12 protein-coding genes are annotated in these 17,353 nt (G+C 43.2%); 4 read left to right on the forward strand and 8 right to left on the reverse strand.

The genetic code is table 11. The features are described 5' to 3' along the window. Positions 1-14: 14 nt before the first annotated feature. Positions 15-2,027 (reverse strand): DNA helicase Rep, encoded by a 2,013-nt coding sequence (gene rep, locus HNW13_RS12000; protein WP_192116348.1) that lies wholly within the window; start codon positions 2,025-2,027, stop codon positions 15-17. Between the two features lie 143 nt (positions 2,028-2,170). Between rep and HNW13_RS12005 the strand changes: the two genes are divergently transcribed. Next, complete coding sequence (locus HNW13_RS12005; RefSeq protein WP_059746313.1) at positions 2,171-2,419, forward strand: accessory factor UbiK family protein; 249 nt, start codon at positions 2,171-2,173, stop codon at positions 2,417-2,419. Between the two features lie 70 nt (positions 2,420-2,489). Further along, positions 2,490-3,698: an IS256 family transposase gene (locus tag HNW13_RS12010; RefSeq protein WP_192115415.1), complete on the forward strand. Its 1,209-nt coding sequence runs from the start codon at positions 2,490-2,492 to the stop codon at positions 3,696-3,698. A 161-nt stretch (positions 3,699-3,859) separates the two neighbouring features. On the opposite strand, the gene HNW13_RS12015 is transcribed toward HNW13_RS12010, so the two are convergent. The 6 genes from HNW13_RS12015 to ilvC form a co-directional block, all read right to left on the reverse strand. Beyond that, the gene (locus HNW13_RS12015; RefSeq protein WP_192116349.1) at positions 3,860-5,002 is read right to left on the reverse strand and encodes an alanine--glyoxylate aminotransferase family protein; all 1,143 of its coding nucleotides are present in this window, start codon (positions 5,000-5,002) and stop codon (positions 3,860-3,862) included. Positions 5,003-5,436: 434 nt separating this feature from the next. Then, a complete protein-coding gene (gene ilvA / locus HNW13_RS12020) occupies positions 5,437-7,008 on the reverse strand; it encodes a threonine ammonia-lyase, biosynthetic (protein WP_192116350.1) in 1,572 nt (523 codons plus the stop codon). 1 nt (position 7,009) lies between these two features. Then, positions 7,010-8,869, reverse strand: coding sequence for a dihydroxy-acid dehydratase (ilvD, locus tag HNW13_RS12025; RefSeq protein WP_192116351.1), 1,860 nt, complete (start codon positions 8,867-8,869; stop codon positions 7,010-7,012). Positions 8,870-9,000: 131 nt separating this feature from the next. Further along, a complete protein-coding gene (gene ilvM, locus HNW13_RS12030; protein ID WP_011635912.1) occupies positions 9,001-9,258 on the reverse strand; it encodes an acetolactate synthase 2 small subunit in 258 nt (85 codons plus the stop codon). After that, complete coding sequence (gene ilvG, locus HNW13_RS12035) at positions 9,255-10,940, reverse strand: acetolactate synthase 2 catalytic subunit (protein WP_162022166.1); 1,686 nt, start codon at positions 10,938-10,940, stop codon at positions 9,255-9,257. The genes ilvM and ilvG overlap by 4 nt, the downstream gene beginning before the upstream one ends. Positions 10,941-11,507: 567 nt before the next feature. Next, positions 11,508-12,989 carry a ketol-acid reductoisomerase gene (ilvC, locus tag HNW13_RS12040; protein WP_192116352.1) on the reverse strand — a complete coding sequence of 494 codons (1,482 nt, stop codon included), beginning with the start codon at positions 12,987-12,989 and terminating at the stop codon, positions 11,508-11,510. A 209-nt stretch (positions 12,990-13,198) separates the two neighbouring features. Here ilvC and ilvY point away from each other — a divergent pair, with 209 nt between their 5' ends. Next, positions 13,199-14,071, forward strand: a complete 873-nt coding sequence (gene ilvY / locus HNW13_RS12045) for an HTH-type transcriptional activator IlvY (protein ID WP_192116353.1) — start codon at positions 13,199-13,201, stop codon at positions 14,069-14,071. Positions 14,072-14,103: 32 nt separating this feature from the next. On the opposite strand, the gene HNW13_RS12050 is transcribed toward ilvY, so the two are convergent. Continuing rightward, positions 14,104-15,411, reverse strand: coding sequence for a hemolysin family protein (locus tag HNW13_RS12050; RefSeq protein WP_101087269.1), 1,308 nt, complete (start codon positions 15,409-15,411; stop codon positions 14,104-14,106). 366 nt (positions 15,412-15,777) lie between these two features. Here HNW13_RS12050 and HNW13_RS12055 point away from each other — a divergent pair, with 366 nt between their 5' ends. After that, positions 15,778-17,301, forward strand: coding sequence for a YifB family Mg chelatase-like AAA ATPase (locus HNW13_RS12055; RefSeq protein ID WP_192116354.1), 1,524 nt, complete (start codon positions 15,778-15,780; stop codon positions 17,299-17,301). Positions 17,302-17,353: the final 52 nt, after the last annotated feature.

Raw genomic sequence — 17,353 nt, forward strand, 5'->3', positions numbered from 1 at the left:
CAACCCAATTAGCACTATTTTTTAAACATATCGCGTATGTTGGCGATGTGACTTTTGCTGGTTTCGACACGCTGCTCTTCTGTTTGAACAGGCTTACGGTTTTCCCAAATTAAGTCATCTTGCGGTAACTCAAGTAAAAAACGGCTCGGCTCACATCGCATTGTTTCACCAAATTGGCGACGTTCACGGCATATTACAAACCACAATTCACGTTGTGCACGGGTAATACCCACATACGCCAGACGGCGTTCTTCATCGACATTATCTTCGTCAATACTCGACTGATGCGGCAAAATGCGCTCTTCAACGCCCACCATAAATACAAAAGGATATTCCAGTCCTTTAGAGGCATGTAACGTCATTAACTGAACTTGATCGCCACCTTCATCCTCGCTGTTGCGTTCCATCATGTCGCGCAGGGTTAATCGAGTAACCACTTCTGGTAACGTCATCGGTTCATCTAACTCATCACCTTCGAGCATTTCGGTAACCCAGCGGTATAATTCCGAAATATTCTTCATCCTCATTTCAGCCGCTTTAGCGCTGGTACTCGTTTCGTATAAGTAATCTTCGTAATTTATTTTACGAATAAGCTGTTTAATCGCTTCGACAGGCTCACCACGCGTGGCAACTTCACCAGTATCAACAATAAATTTACCAAATTGATACAAGGAGTTAACCGCAGCTGGTGCTAAGTGATGGTTGAGTTCAACATCAAAAATAGCTTCAAATAATGATATATGCTTTTGATTGGCAAAATTACCTAAACGCTCCAGCGATGCAGGGCCGATACCACGCTTAGGTAAGTTAACCACCCGTAAAAAAGCATTGTCATCGTCAGGGTTCACCACTAAACGTAAATATCCCATGATATCTTTAATTTCTGCACGAGAAAAAAATGAAGTACCACCACTAAGCTTATAAGGAATACGGTTGGTCATAAGCGATCGTTCGAGTAAACGAGACTGATGATTACCTCGGTATAAAATGGCGTAATCACCGAACTTAGTCCGCCCAACAAACTTATGCCGAATGATCTCGGCAACCACTCGTTCAGCTTCCTGCTCTTCGTTAGCGGCAATTAATACTCTTAAGGGCTCACCGTAAGCTAACTCACTGAATAACGCTTTGTCGTACACATGAGGGTTGTTAGCAATCAAAATATTGGCTGCCCGAAGAATACGTTGGCTTGAACGATAGTTTTGCTCTAACTTTATGAGTTTAAGTCTTGGGAAGTCAGTCCCTAATAACACCAGGTTCTGTGGCTTTGCACCACGCCAAGAATAAATAGACTGATCATCATCACCTACCACCGTAAAACGTGCTCGCTCGCCCACCAGTAATTTAACTAACTCATATTGGCTGGTATTGGTATCTTGATACTCATCCACCAGCAAATATTGAATTTTAGTCTGCCAACGAGTGCGGACTTCTTCATTCATCCGCAATAATAAGGTTGGAATTAAGATTAGGTCATCAAAATCGAGCGCATTATAAGATTTCATATGCTGAGCATACCTGGCATATAACATGGCAAATAATTGGCTTTGCTCGTCTTTTGCCATACTTTTTGCTTGCTGAGGGATCACTAATCCCCCTTTCCAATTCGATATCGCTGATGCCAAAGATTTGATCAGGTCTTTATCATCATCTAACTCATCTTCGGTCAGTTCTTTTAATAACGCGAAAGTATCTTGGTCATCAAACAATGAAAAACCCGCTTTAAGCCCAAGCACTTTATGCTCGCGCTTAATGATTTCGAGCCCTAAGGTGTGAAAAGTAGAAATCCATAATCCGCGCGCTTCTTTGCGCCCCATCGACTGAGCAACACGTTCTTTCATTTCACGGGCGGCTTTGTTGGTAAAGGTTACTGCGGCAATATTACGGGCTTTATAGCCACACTTTTCAACTAAGTAAGCAATTTTATTAATGATTACACGTGTTTTACCACTCCCCGCGCCAGCGAGCACTAAGCATGGACCCGATACATAATGTACGGCTTCATTTTGCCCTGGATTGAGTTTCATTAATCATTACACCTTGCTTAGCCTTAAACGAAGGCGGATCATAGCAGAATCAACTGATGACGGTTAACGAAAAATCACACTTAGTGTTTGGAAAAGCGCTTACCTCGGTTACAATTAAATCAATGTCTCAGTAGGGAATCATCATGATTAATCCAAAGAAAATAGAAGAGCTCGCGAAACAACTTAGCGATAACTTACCCAGCGGTGTTAAGCAATTTGCCGGTGAGTTTGAAGAACGCAGCAAGCAGATATTACAAAACCAATTGATGAAACTGGACGTGGTATCGCGCGAAGAGTTTGAGGTTCAGCAACATGTGTTGCTTAAAACCCGCGAGAAGCTTGAAGCATTACAAGCGCAAGTGAATGAGTTAGAAAAAAAGTTTGCCGAGTAACGAGCCTGTAAATAATTTTGTGTAACTGCTTTTCAACCAGTACCCTATTAGGGTCAATGGAAGGTAGCACATGAATAAACAAGAATTAGAAGCTTTCGCTAAACAAGCAGCCAAAGGCATAAAGTCTGAAGCAGACCTAAATGATTTCAGGGCAATGTTAACTAAAGTTACCGTTGAAGCAGCATTAAATGCTGAACTTGAACATCATTTAGGTTATCAAAAAAATGAGAAAGCCCTCACTAACAATAGCCGTAATGGTTACTCCAGCAAAAAAGTCAAAACGGAAGAAGGTAGCTTTGAGTTAGATACGCCTCGCGACCGTAATGGCAGTTTTGAACCTGAAATTGTTAAGAAGCATCAAAGCCGCTTCACATCAATGGATGACAAGATTTTACATCTGTATGCCAAAGGTATGACAACACGCGATATTGTCGATACTTTTGATGAGATGTATGGTGCTGAAATCTCTCCTACGCTCATTTCTAGAGTGACGAACTCAGTTATAGACCAGGTTATAGAGTGGCAGTCGCGTCCACTTGAGCCTGTTTACCCCATCGTTTTTCTAGACTGTATCGTGGTTAAAATAAGGGAAAACAATAAGGTCATCAACAAAGCGATTTTCTTAGCCCTTGGCGTTAACCTTGAAGGTCACAAAGAGCTGCTTGGGATGTGGATAGCGGAGAATGAAGGAGCCAAGTTTTGGCTCAATGTGTTGACTGAACTTCAAAACAGAGGACTCAATGATATCCTCATCGCCTGCATAGATGGCCTAAAAGGCTTTCCTGATGCCATTAATACCGTATATCCGAAAACACAAATTCAGCTCTGTATAGTGCATATGGTACGAAACTCGATGAAATTTGTGCCGTATAAGGATTACAAAGTCGTTGCTGCTGACTTAAAGAAGATTTACCACTCAGTGACGGAAGAAGAAGCCTTGCTGAATTTAGCGCGTTTTGGCGAGCAATGGGATGAAAAATATCCGAGTATCTCAGCCTCTTGGCAGCGAAATTGGGCTAATCTCAATACACTATTTAACTACCCTGAAGATATCCGAAAAGCAATCTACACCACCAACGCAATTGAATCGTTGAACAGTGTTATCAGAAAGGCCATCAAGAACCGCAAACTGTTTCCTAATGATGACTCTGCGAAGAAGGTTGTTTACTTGGCTATTATGCAAGCATCGAAGAAATGGACAATGCCGATTAGAAACTGGAAACCGGCACTGAATCGCTTTATTATTGAATTTGAAGAACGAATTTCAGATTATATATAAATTAGGTAGTTACACAGAATCTGTTACAGGGTCCGAGTAACTAACCTAAATTCGGAATAACGATTGATATTACTGACTCTGTAATCGTTTTAACTCATTTACAGACATAAAAAATGACGCTATTTAGCGTCATTTTTTTACACCCACTAAGCTTGTTAACCTCAGTTCTGGTTAAGAGACTCTGCTAATGCATATAAGCAAAGAGCGACGTTTTCGCGACGGGCACCATAGCCCATTAAGCCGATGCGCCATGCTTTACCCGCTAAAGCACCTAAGCCTGCACCAATTTCTAAATTATATTCTTCCAATAAATACTTACGCACTGCAGCATCATCAACACCATCTGGAATATAAACGGTATTAAGTTGCGGTAAACGAGACGCTTCTTCAACCACAAATTTCAATCCAAGCTTGGTTAATCCATCGCGTAATAACTGATGCATTTTACGGTGTCTTGCCCAGGCATTTTCGAGCCCTTCATTGGCTAACAAACGTAAAGACTCATGGAGGGAATATAATGCATTAACGGGTGCAGTATGATGATAGCTGCGCTTAGCACCAGCGCCGTTGCCCCAATAACCCATCACTAAGGTTTGATCTAAAAACCAACTCTGCACCTGGGTGGTACGAGCTTTTAGTTTAGCAACGGCTTTAGGCGAAAATGACACCGGAGATAAACCGGGCACACAAGATAAGCACTTTTGGCTGCCTGAATAAATGGCATCAATGCCCCACTCATCCACCAGCAATTCAACGCCACCCAATGAGGTCACCGCATCAACAATACTGATACAGTCATGTAATTGCGCCAAGGTGCACAATGTTTTGGCATCCGACAGCGCACCCGTCGAGGTTTCTGCATGTACAAAGGCTAAAAATTTGGCATCAGGATGCGCGACAAGTGCAGCTTCAACTTTATCTGGGCATACGGGTTCGCCCCATTCATTGTCGACCACAACTGCAACACCGCCAACACGCTCAACGTTTTGGCGCATGCGCTCACCAAACACCCCATTACGACACACGATGACCTTTTCACCTGGTTCAACTAAATTGACAAAACAGGTTTCCATACCAGCACTGCCTGGGGCAGATACCGCTAAGGTCATTTCGTTTTTAGTTTGAAAAGCATATTGAATTAAGCTTTTTAGCTCATCCATCATGCCAACAAATAATGGGTCAAGGTGGCCAATAGTCGGCCTTGATTGTGCCGCAAGCACTTCGGGATACACATCAGATGGGCCTGGACCCATTAAGATTCGGCGCGGTGGCATAAAAGCTGGAATTGTTGGTACGGGTAACATCAATGTCTCCTTAAAATGAGGTCGAAATTCATAATTCAGTATGAATCTGGAAAAATTTACCCTACATATAAAGCAAACTATACCAATCAGTTGCTGCAAAATACATTAACATCAATTTATTAGTGGTCGTTGGTAATAGTTTCTACAAACCTACGAATATTTTTTCGTTTTAGGCAAACTGACAATACCACATTGAAGCACTAAATCACCTCAGAATGGTCGTTAACCTGAACTAGGGATAACAAACTCCTCTCAAACAGCCCTTTGCCTTGCTAACGGTGTTGAATTAATTTGCAATAGACCCGCTATTGACGCGTCTATTCGCCTTGTTAGTAAAACAAATGACAAGTTTGATAGTGATAAACGTCTAAGTTTATGATCTTTATTATCATATCTTCGTCTCTTATCCCGAGATCAGGTTAGTTAAAAATGGCTTACGATTTTGCTTTAGCGCTATTTAAAAATAACTGATATGCCGGACTGTGGGTTTCTTCTTGATAAACGAAACCTAACTCCGTTAAAAACTGTGCAAATGCCACGTCGTCTTTAGCCGGAACTTCAAACCCAGTTAACACCCTGCCAAAGGCTGCCCCATGGTTACGGTAATGAAATAAACTGATATTCCATTTACTCTGTAAAGTGGTTAAAAACTTCAACAATGCCCCTGGATGCTCAGGAAATTCAAAACTAAACAAGCGCTCTTCTAGTGGCTCAAGTGGGTGACCACCGACCATATAACGCACATGTAATTTAGCGGTTTCATCTTGGGATAAATCTTGAACTTCAAAGCCTTCAGACTCAAGTTTAGCGATAATTTCGCTTAGCTCTGCTTGGCCACCGGTAAGACGAATGCCGGCAAATACCACCGCAATGTCACGGCTACTAAAGCGATAGTTAAATTCGGTCATCACCCGTTTATCGAGTAACTCGCAAAAACGTAAAAAGCTGCCAGGCTTTTCAGGGATTTTTACCGCTAGTACCGCTTCTTTTTGCTCAGCTAATTCACAGCGTTCAGACACATAACGTAAACTATGAAAATTCACATTGGCGCCACTCAATATTGCCGCGACTTTTTTCGGTGCATTAATGGAGTCACCTTGTTGGGCCATGTATTTTTTAAGCCCAGCAATCGACAAGGCCCCTGCAGGTTCAGCTATCGCGCGGGTATCTTCAAAAATATCTTTTACTGCCGCACAAATTTCATCAGAAGTAACAGTAACCACTTCATCAACGTATTCACGCGCTAAGCGAAATGGCTCAGTACCAATGCGTTTAACCGCTACGCCGTCAGCAAACAAACCGACTTGAGCCAGTGTCACTGGTTCATCGGCTTCTAATGCCGCCTTTAAACATGCTGCATCTTCGGGTTCGACTCCAATGATCCTCACTTGTGGCATTACCGCTTTATAATAAGCCGCAATACCGGCAATTAAGCCACCACCGCCAACGGGCACAAACACGATTTCGATATCGCGTTGCTGCTGGACCATTTCTTGCGCAATAGTGCCTTGCCCCGCAATAACCGCTTCATCATCAAAAGGAGCGATATAAACACGCCCTTCTGTTACCGAAAGGTTTTTAGCATAGTCATTGGCTTGATCAAACGCCTGCCCATGAAGCACCACATTGCCACCTAAGCGTTTCACAGCATCAATCTTAATATCTGGCGTGGTACTAGGCATTACAATTACGGCATCAATACCGCGACTGGCAGCAGACATCGCTACCCCTTGAGCGTGATTGCCCGCCGATGCACACACCACACCTCTATCACACTCATCTTGAGTTAACGCTGCTATACGGTTGTAGGCACCACGTATTTTAAATGAATGCACAGGTTGCATATCTTCACGCTTTAAATACACCTGACAACCAAAGCGAGCAGACAATTTATTCATGCTCGACAATGGCGTCACTTTAGCCACATCATAAACAGACGATAGCAAAATTTTCTGTAAATAATAATGCGCTAAATCTAATTGAGTTTGAGACGCCAAAGCCAACATATTACCCCTCCAGCTTAGTGCGATCGCGTACCGCACCTTTATCTGCACTGGTTGCAAGTAATGCATAAGCTTTAAGGGCTAATGACACATAACGCTCACGAGACACCGGCTTCCAACCTAACGGGCCTTTAGCATCCATCGCAGTGCGACGCTGAGTCAGCTCTGCTTCACTAACATTTAATTGAATGCTGCGCTTGGGAATATCGATCGCAATTTGATCGCCGTTTTCGATCAGTGCAATAGTGCCACCTGATGCAGCTTCTGGTGACACATGGCCAATAGACAAACCAGAAGTACCACCCGAAAAACGACCATCGGTAATTAACGCACATTTAGCGCCTAACCCACGCGATTTCAAATAGGTTGTTGGATACAGCATTTCTTGCATACCAGGGCCACCTTTTGGGCCTTCGTAGCGAATAACAACCACATCACCTTCAACCACTTCGCCGCCTAAAATACCGGCTACCGCATCATCTTGGCTTTCGTACACGCGAGCACTACCAACAAAAGTTAAATTAGACTCATCAACCCCTGCCGTTTTGACAATACAGCCATCAACGGCCACATTACCTGACAATACGGCTAAGCCACCTTCTTGACTAAAGGCAAACTCACGCGAACGGATACAACCATTTTCACGGTCGTCATCAACACTGTCCCAACGGCAATTTTGGCTAAATGCTTTAGTGGTTGGAATACCAGCAGGACCTGCACTAAAAAAGCGGATTACATCTGGGTCGTTAGTTTGTTTAATGTCGTATTTAGCTAAAACTGATTTTAAATCGCCGCCATTGTCTGCGGCCACATGCGGTACATCGTTATGGATTAAACCTGCTCTATCTAACTCGCCTAAAATACCCATCACCCCACCAGCCCGGTGAACATCTTCCATATGATATTTAGGCGTTGATGGTGCAACCTTACATAGATGAGGCACTAAGCGCGATATGCGATCAATATCGGCCATAGTAAAGTCAATTTCCGCCTCTTGCGCGGCAGCCACTAAATGCAACACTGTATTAGATGAACCGCCCATGGCAACATCAAGTACCATGGCATTTTCAAATGATTTAAATGACGCAATATTACGTGGCAATGCCGTTGCATCGTCATGCTTGTAATAACGTTCAGCCAACATCATCACGCGACGACCCGCTTCTAAAAATAATTCACGACGGTCTTCATGAGTTGCGAGCATGGAACCGTTACCCGGTAACGATAAGCCTAAGGCTTCGGTTAAACAGTTCATCGAATTAGCAGTAAACATGCCCGAGCATGAGCCACAAGTAGGGCAAGCACTGCGTTCGATTTGCTTACTGTCTTCGTCACTGACATTAGAGTCTGCACCGGCGATCATGGCATCAACTAAATCAAGCTTAATAATTTGATCAGATAGCTTGGTTTTACCCGCTTCCATTGGTCCACCGGATACAAATACCACCGGAATATTTAACCGTAGCGCTGCCATTAACATGCCAGGAGTAATTTTGTCGCAGTTAGAAATACACACTAATGCATCTGCACAATGCGCATTGACCATGTATTCAACACTGTCTGCAATTAACTCGCGCGACGGTAAGCTATACAGCATGCCGCCATGGCCCATAGCAATACCGTCATCTACGGCAATGGTATTAAATTCTTTGGCAATGCCGCCTGCTTCTTCAATGGCACCTGCAACCAATGATCCCATATTCTTTAAATGCACATGCCCAGGGACAAACTGAGTGAACGAATTGGCTATCGCGATGATAGGTTTACCAAAATCATTTTCTTTCACGCCAGTGGCACGCCATAGTGCGCGGGCGCCTGCCATGTTGCGGCCTTCGGTGCTGGTTGCTGAACGTAATTTTGGCATTGCTAATATCCTTGTTTAATGTGGATCGCGTTATCGGTTTATTCACCTTATAACGACTAAAATAATCTCTAACTACACAATCTCTAACTAAATAGTCTCTAACTAAATCGTGCTGGATTTAATCGTAAACTCTAGCCGTTGGCGACTTGGTTTAATGGTGCCGCCGATAGCACTTTACAGTGCGTGACATCGATTAATTTATCTAACTGGTTGCTGAGCAATTCAATGGCACGTTCGGCCTCAACCCATAAGTCGACCGCCATACTGGCGTCTTCATTAATGCGAACCTGCATTTGGGTGACTTTAAAACCACGATGGCGAGTAACACGTAGCACGCGTTCCAGTACTTCGGGACGTTGTTGAACGGTTATTTCTAATGCATGCATCATGTTTGCTTCTCCATTTGATCCATCATTTCACTATTACTCGCACCCGGTGGCACTAGAGGCCATACATTAAAAGCATCATCAATCGACACATGTAACATAAAAGGACCGCTACTATTCAACATATCATCTAACCCTTGTTCGACTTGATCCGCTCGCGTTATCGTTCGACCTGGAATATCAAACGCCGATGCCATCAGGACAAAGTTAGGATTGTCAGATAAATCTGTTTCACTGTAACGCTCTTCAAAAAATAACTGTTGCCATTGCTTAACCATACCCAGTTTTTGATTATCAATCAGTAAGATTTTTACCGGCAATTTACGACGCTTAATGGTGGTCAATTCTTGAACATTCATCATAAACGAACCGTCACCAGAGACCGTGACCACTGTCGCATCAGGTCGGGCAACTTGGGCGCCAATCGCAGCAGGTAAGCCAAAGCCCATAGTGCCTAAGCCAGCGCTGGATAAATGATCCTCAGGACGGCGGAACCACATGTGCTGTGCAACCCACATTTGATGCTGGCCTACATCACAAGCAACAACACTGTCTTCTGGTAGTTTATTAGCTAAACGGCGTAACATCGCTGGCGCATAAATTAAATCACCTGGATGTTGGTAATTCCATTGGTGCTTACGGGATAACTCCTCAACATCGGCTTGCCATTGAGCAATATCCAGTTTGCCAGTAACGGCGGCCGTTAATGCAGGTAACACTATGCTAAGTTCAGCAGCTATCGCCACGTCAGCTTGACGTAACTTACCGATTTCGGCGGCATCGATGTCTAAATGCAATACTTTGGCATTACTGGCAAAACTCGCAAGCCGACCGGTAACGCGGTCATCAAAACGCGCGCCTACGACCATCAATAAATCACATTCTTGCACAGCAAGGTTTGCCCCTTTGCCACCATGCATACCCAACATGCCTAAATAACCTTTAGTGCCATGTGCAATACTGCCCAAACCCTTTAATGTTGCCACTGATGGAATGCCTGTGGTGTCGATAAACTGACGCAACTGCGCAACTGCGCCAGCCATACCCACACCACCACCAACATACAACATAGGCTTCTTAGCGTGCTTAATTAATTCCGCTGCCGCATCTAAGTCAGTCACCAGAGGCTGTAATTCATCATTAACACTTTGAAGAGGGGTTTTGTATTCTAATGCTGCAAGTTGAATGTCTTTGGGAATATCAACTAAAACCGGACCAGGACGTCCTTCTGCTGCAATTTCAAAAGCGCGATATAAGGTGGGAATAAGCTCATTGATGTCGGTGACCATAAAACTGTGTTTGGTGCATGACAACGACATACCTAATACATCTATCTCTTGGAATGCATCGGTACCGATAACACTAGTAGACACTTGGCCCGTTATGGCAACTAGTGGAACCGAGTCAAGTAAAGCGTCGGCAAGTGAGGTGATTAAGTTAGTGGCCCCTGGGCCTGATGTTGCAAAGCACACCCCGGTTTTACCACTAGCACGGGCATATCCCACGGCAGCAAACGCGGCACCTTGTTCATGACGGCTAAGCAAGTGCTCTACAGGACCACCATAAAGGGCATCATAGATTGGCATAATCGCCCCACCAGGATAACCAAATACGGTTGTCACACCATGTGCTGCTAGCACTTTGATTACTGCATCCGCGCCGCGCATTTTCTGTCCTGCTTCCATATGTTGCTCTCTACTTCGTCAATGTATCTGCTGCTCTACTGTGTAATATTGGGTCTTTGGTTTTACTTAAGCCTAAAACTAAAAAACCCCCGGTCCTTTCGGAGCGGGGGTTTTTGCAATCTGTTTGACTCTTAGGTCAGTCTAGTTGCCAAAACGCCACCCCCGCTGTGACTTAATAATCACTACGGTAATAATGTCGAGAATGAGAATGGCTGTGTGGTTTAACATGTTTTAGACTGTATCCTAAGTTTCTAGTATTAATTCGTTTGGTTATGTTCAAATAACGTTACGGTATAACTAACAAATACCATAAAAGATTTATCCAGCACAACTAAAAAATTGCCATTATAAAAAAAATTCAGCTTCCCTGCCGAGACAATGCAAACAACAACAAAAACTTAACGCATGAGTTCAACGAATAAATAATTAGAACTCAATCTAACAATTTGTTTTTTCAGCGTCCTAATCAATAACATTAGGACGTTTCGATTGATGCCTGTCCGACAACGACAACATAAACATGTTGCAAAAAACACTGAACAGGTACTTCACCAGTGACCTTATACGTTAGCTCGCTTCAACAATACTTTTCATATCGGTCATGTAACCACGTAACTCAGCGCCGATATACTCAACCTCTGTATTACGAATTTGTTCATTGACGTCGATTAAGCGAAGGTTATCAACACCTGTTGCTTGATCTTTAAGTCCAGCACCTAAATACTCAGATGGCATAGCGTTAACATAATCACGTAACATAGGTACCGCTGCATGGTTGAATAAGTAACAACCGTATTCAGCCGTATCCGAAATAACCACGTTCATTTCATATAAACGCTTACGTGCAATTGTATTGGCAATCAACGGCGTTTCATGTAGCGATTCATAATAAGCCGACTCTTCAACAATGCCTGCTGCAACCATGGTATCAAATGCAAGTTCAACACCCGCTTTGATCATTGCCACTAAGAAAATACCTTTGTCGAAATAGGTTTGTTCATCGATATGTTCAGATGACACAGGCGCATTTTCAAATGCGGTTTCGTTGGTTTCAGCTCTCCAACGCAACAAGTTAGTGTCATCATTAGCCCAATCTTCCATCATAGTGCGAGAGAACTCACCGCTGATAATGTCGTCCATGTGCTTTTCAAATAATGGCTTAAGGATAACTTTCAACTCTTCAGCCATATCAAATGCTTTGATTTTAGCTGGGTTTGATAAGCGGTCCATCATGTTGGTAATGCCGCCGTGCTTAAGCGCTTCGGTAACAGTCTCCCAACCTTGCTGAATTAACTTGCCGGCATAACCAGGTTCAACACCATCAGCGACCATTTTCTCATAACCTAAAATGGCACCCGTTTGTAACATGCCACACAAAATGGTCTGCTCGCCCATCAAATCTGACTTAACTTCAGCCACAAACGATGACATTAATACACCGGCACGGTCGCCACCTGTAGCACTTGCATAAGCTTTAGCAATCGCTAAGCCATCACCATTTGGATCATTTTCTGGGTGTACTGCAATCAATGTTGGTACGCCAAAACCACGCTTGTATTCTTCACGAACTTCCGTCGCAGGGCATTTTGGTGCAACCATAACCACAGTAATATCTGGACGAACTTGCATGCCTTCTTCAACAATATTGAAACCGTGTGAGTAAGATAACGTAGCACCTTGCTTCATTAATGGCATAACCGCATTAACGACGTTAGTGTGTTGCTTGTCTGGAGTAAGGTTTAACACTAAATCAGCTGCAGGAATAAGTTCTTCAAAGGTGCCGACTTTAAAGCCGTTATCGGTGGCTTTTTGCCACGATGCACGCTTTTCTGCAATAGCTTGCGGACGTAAGGCAAAAGAAATATTTAGGCCTGAGTCACGCATGTTTAAACCTTGGTTAAGGCCTTGGGCGCCACAACCTAAAATCACGATATTCCAATCTTTAATATATTGGCAACCGTCACTGAATTCAGTACGGTCCATAAAGCGGCATTGTGCTAGTTGAGCTAATTGTTGACGTAAATTCAGAGAGTTAAAATAGTTAGCCATCTGATACCACCTATAAAATTTAGTAATTTGGGACTCAACATCTTATAAGTCAGCGACCTTAAGCGTTGTGATTGAAGTCACTATAGCGCATGCATATGATTGCTTAAAATGATATATTCGGGACATGACGTTGCAATTACTGCAACATGGAATGCTTAACCTAATATTTAACTTAACTCTCAACTTAATGCGTACTTGAAGGTGCTGTGATGGATATCCGTTCACTTAAAATGTATTTACACTTATGCGATAGCCTGCATTTTGCCAAAACGGCGGAGCAATCGCATGTTAGTCCGTCAACCTTAAGCCGTGCGTTGCAGCGGTTAGAAGAGGAAGTGGGCAGTAAATTATTTGACCGAGACAATCGAAGCGTCACCATTACCCACGCAGGCGTTGAATTTAAACGTTTTGCAGAGCAAACATTATCGGAATGGACCCAGCTGCGCAGTCGAATTGACCCAAGCCAACAGTTTTTACATGGCAATCTTAATTTGTACTGTTCAGTTACCGCAGCTTATAGCCATTTACCGGCACTGTTAGATCGGTTTAGACGTGAGCATCCCCATGTCGATATCAATCTCAACACGGGAGATCCAGCCAATGCGGTAAACCAAATTCAAAAAAATCGCGCCGATATTGCTATTATTGCATTACCGGAGACGTTTCCTAGTAGCTTGCATTTTACTCCGATTGATAAAGTACCGATTTCCGTCATTGCGCCCACAATACAATGCCAAGTTCAGCAATGGGTAAACCAGCCAAAAATTGACTGGGCTAAACTGCCCTATATCGTACCGGACCATGGTCCCGGCAGAAAAAGGATTGATTTATGGTTTAAGCAAATGGGCATAAAACCCAATATTTATGCCCAAGTCTCTGGTCAGGAGGCGATTGTCTCTATGGTCGCGCTCGGCTGTGGTGTTGGTATTAGCCCAGAAGCAGTGATCCACAATAGTCCGGTACGCGATCGCATCCAAACCTTAGCTTCGCCAATCCCGATCCCGCCATTTGAATTAGGCTGTTGCTGCAAAGAAAAACGCACCAATGATCCAATCATTAGTGCGTTCTTAGACATCATTTAATGGTGCTGTGTAGATTGTTTAAGCTAATTGACTTAAGGCAGTGGCGGCATCTCAATATCTAACCGAGTAACCAGTAGTTGGTCGACTTTGTATGAGTCAATATCGACTACCTCAAATTTGTAACCTGCATAATTGACAAAGTCAGTACGTTTGGGGATTTTGCGCAACATATACATCATAAAACCAGCAATGGTTTCGTAATTTTGATTATGCGGAAACACTTCAATATTAAATGCTCGCATTACATCAGTAATCGGTGTCACCCCATCGACTAACCAAGAGTTACCATCACGGGCAACAATTTGTTCTTCACTTTCATGTAATGACCACGCGCCCATAACGGCACTTTGTAAATCATTGGTGGTAACTATGCCAACAACCAAAGCATATTCGTTCATCACCACCGCAAAGTCGGAACGATTATTCTTAAAATATTCCATCGATTCTGACAGAGTCAACGTATCTGGAATGATGAGGCAGTTATGCACTAACGTACTGCCTTTTAAGGTGATGTTCTCGCCGTTAATTACCCTAATCAGTAACTCTTTTGCATCAACAAAACCTTTGATCATATCCAGTTGACCATCACAAACTAAAAATTTGTTATGCGGGTTTTTAGCAATTTTCTGTTTGATGTCTTCTTCGCTGTCTTGCAGTAAAAAATACACTAAACTTTCACGTGCTGTCATTGCAGAGGTCACCGACACCGACTGCATTTCAAACACGTTTTCCATCATTTGTTGTTCGCCTTTATCCATCACCCCAGCTTCAGTACCGGCTGTCATCATGGCGTAAATATCATCATGGGTGACTTGGTCGTTACGTGCTGTAGGCACTTGCAATAATTTAAAAATTGCATTGGCCAAACCATTAAAAATCCACACAAACGGCTTTAATACTTTAATGCACAAAATAATTGGCATTACAAAAGTGACCGCGACTTGCTCTGGGATCACCATAGCAATTCGTTTAGGCATCAAATCAGCAAATAAAATAAACAACGAAGTGACCGTCACAAATGAACAAACAAAACTCAGCTGTAAACCCCACTCATTGCCCAATAAAGGCAACAGTAATTGTTCAAAATGAGGTCTAAAGGCTGATTCACCCACAATACCGCCCATAATCGCGACCGCATTGAGTCCGATTTGTACCACGGTAAAAAAACTGCCTGGATGCGCCTGAAGTTTAAGCACTTTTGCGGCACGTAAATCGCCCTCATCAGCCATTAATTGCAAACGCATTTTTCGTGATGCCGCGAGGGCAATTTCAGACATAGAAAAAAAACAACTAATGCCGATCAGGCACAAGATGATCAATAAATTATCAGAGAGGCTCATAGTTTACCTTTACCTGAATACTAGCCAAAATATCAGGAATGTATGTACATATCTTTGTTGCAAAATGGGCAAATGCAAGACCTCAGCCATTTATTAACATTCAAATTAATAAGGCTAATGATTCAATACAGATAGAAATAACGAGTGATGGAATATCATTATAGTGTTTCACGACAACAGACCTATTTATAATCGGTCCTTGTGAACTATAAAGCGACGGTATTCTACTCAACATCAGTCATTTAAACTAGCTTACAAGCACAACTTTATCTCACTTATTTAGCCTTTATCACGCAAAAAAAAACATCACTGCTAAACTGTAACCACCTCTTCATTTGTATATTATTCAAACAAAAGGAATTGTTGATGGCGATAGCCTGTGTATTTACTCGAGCAAGTTGTGGTGTAGAAGCGCCAAGAGTCACTGTTGAAGTTCATTTAAGCAACGGTTTACCCGCATTTAATCTAGTCGGACTGCCAGAAACCTCTGTCAAAGAAGCCAAAGAGCGTGTCAGAAGTGCGTTGATTAATGCGGGATTTGAATTCCCTCAAAAAAGAATTACCGTCAACCTAGCCCCAGCAGATTTACCAAAACAAGGTGGCCGCTATGATTTGCCTATTGCAGTCGGTATTCTCGCCGCATCAAATCAAGTTCCAGCTAAAGCGTTACACCAATGCGAGTTTGTTGGTGAGCTGGCTCTTTCTGGGCAAATTAGACCTTGCAGTGGATTATTGCCAGCCATTATTACGGCACGTAATGATCAGCACCATTTTTTTATGCCCATCGAAAATAGACATGAAGCAGAGCTGGTTGGCTATAAGCACAGTTATTTTGTCGCTCACTTGCAAAACTTAGCGGCATTTTTGCACGGCCAAGCACAATTACCGTTACTCGATACCTTACCCGAGTGGATTGAAGAAGAACCTCTGGTGCAATCATCGCTATGCATGAGCGATGTTATTGGCCAATATCAGGCAAAACACGGGCTTGAAATCGCCGCAGCCGGAGGACATAACATGTTGTTTATTGGCCCCCCAGGGACGGGGAAAAGTATGTTAGCCAATCGAATTATCCCGTTATTGCCAAAACTCACTTACGATGAAGCCATTGAAGTCGCAGCGATTCATTCTGTCGCCGGATTACATGTACAACCGCAAAACTTCCTTAACCGCCCTTTTCGCTCGCCGCATCATACATCATCATCTATTGCACTTATTGGCGGCGGCAGCCATCCCAAACCAGGTGAGATATCATTGGCGCACCGTGGAATATTATTTCTTGATGAAATAGCGGAGTTTCCTCGAAAGGTACTAGATTGTCTTCGAGAACCTTTGGAAACGGGTCAAGTTGAGATTTCACGTGCGGCAGCAAAATTGACCTTCTTAAGTCGATTTCAACTCATTGCCGCAATGAACACAAGCCCTTGTGGTGATACGGAGCGCGCACGTTCGACCCCGGATCAAATTCAGCGTTACTTATCACGTTTATCTGGGCCGTTTTTAGACCGCTTCGATTTAACCGTAGATGTTCCTAAACTTCCTGCTGGCACCTTAACCCAACAACACCAACCCAGTGAGTCCAGCGTTGAAATAGCTAAACGGGTCAAACAAGCACGCGATCTACAGCTCAGCCGTGCTGGGGTATTAAACAGTGAATTAACCCCAAAACAACTCAAACAAGATGGCGCTATAACTCAACCAGATCTCGCTTTTTTGGAACAAAGTGTCGTGAGCTTAGGATTGTCTGTACGTAGTTTTCATCGGATTCAACGGGTATCTCGTACCATTGCCGACTTACAGCAATCCCCTACAACTGAGCGCAGTCACATAGCTCAAGCCCTTGGTTATAGGGCCATGGATCGATTACTGGCAAAATTGAATCAGCAATAAACGTAATTTAACCTATCGTATAGATTGAGCAAAACTGCGACTACGAGTAACA

The sequence above is a fragment of the Shewanella sp. BF02_Schw genome (genome assembly GCF_014596695.2).
GTDB lineage: Bacteria > Pseudomonadota > Gammaproteobacteria > Enterobacterales > Shewanellaceae > Shewanella.

Bases quoted from the DNA above. Each gene is read 5' to 3' on its own strand.
- rep (WP_192116348.1), bottom strand. From the start codon at position 2,027: ATGAAACTCAATCCAGGGCAAAATGAAGCCGTACATTATGTATCGGGT.
- HNW13_RS12005 (WP_059746313.1), top strand. From the start codon at position 2,171: ATGATTAATCCAAAGAAAATAGAAGAGCTCGCGAAACAACTTAGCGAT.
- HNW13_RS12010 (WP_192115415.1), top strand. From the start codon at position 2,490: ATGAATAAACAAGAATTAGAAGCTTTCGCTAAACAAGCAGCCAAAGGC.
- HNW13_RS12015 (WP_192116349.1), bottom strand. From the start codon at position 5,002: ATGTTACCCGTACCAACAATTCCAGCTTTTATGCCACCGCGCCGAATC.
- ilvA (WP_192116350.1), bottom strand. From the start codon at position 7,008: ATGTTGGCTTTGGCGTCTCAAACTCAATTAGATTTAGCGCATTATTAT.
- ilvD (WP_192116351.1), bottom strand. From the start codon at position 8,869: ATGCCAAAATTACGTTCAGCAACCAGCACCGAAGGCCGCAACATGGCA.
- ilvM (WP_011635912.1), bottom strand. From the start codon at position 9,258: ATGATGCATGCATTAGAAATAACCGTTCAACAACGTCCCGAAGTACTG.
- ilvG (WP_162022166.1), bottom strand. From the start codon at position 10,940: ATGGAAGCAGGACAGAAAATGCGCGGCGCGGATGCAGTAATCAAAGTG.
- ilvC (WP_192116352.1), bottom strand. From the start codon at position 12,989: ATGGCTAACTATTTTAACTCTCTGAATTTACGTCAACAATTAGCTCAA.
- ilvY (WP_192116353.1), top strand. From the start codon at position 13,199: ATGGATATCCGTTCACTTAAAATGTATTTACACTTATGCGATAGCCTG.
- HNW13_RS12050 (WP_101087269.1), bottom strand. From the start codon at position 15,411: ATGAGCCTCTCTGATAATTTATTGATCATCTTGTGCCTGATCGGCATT.
- HNW13_RS12055 (WP_192116354.1), top strand. From the start codon at position 15,778: ATGGCGATAGCCTGTGTATTTACTCGAGCAAGTTGTGGTGTAGAAGCG.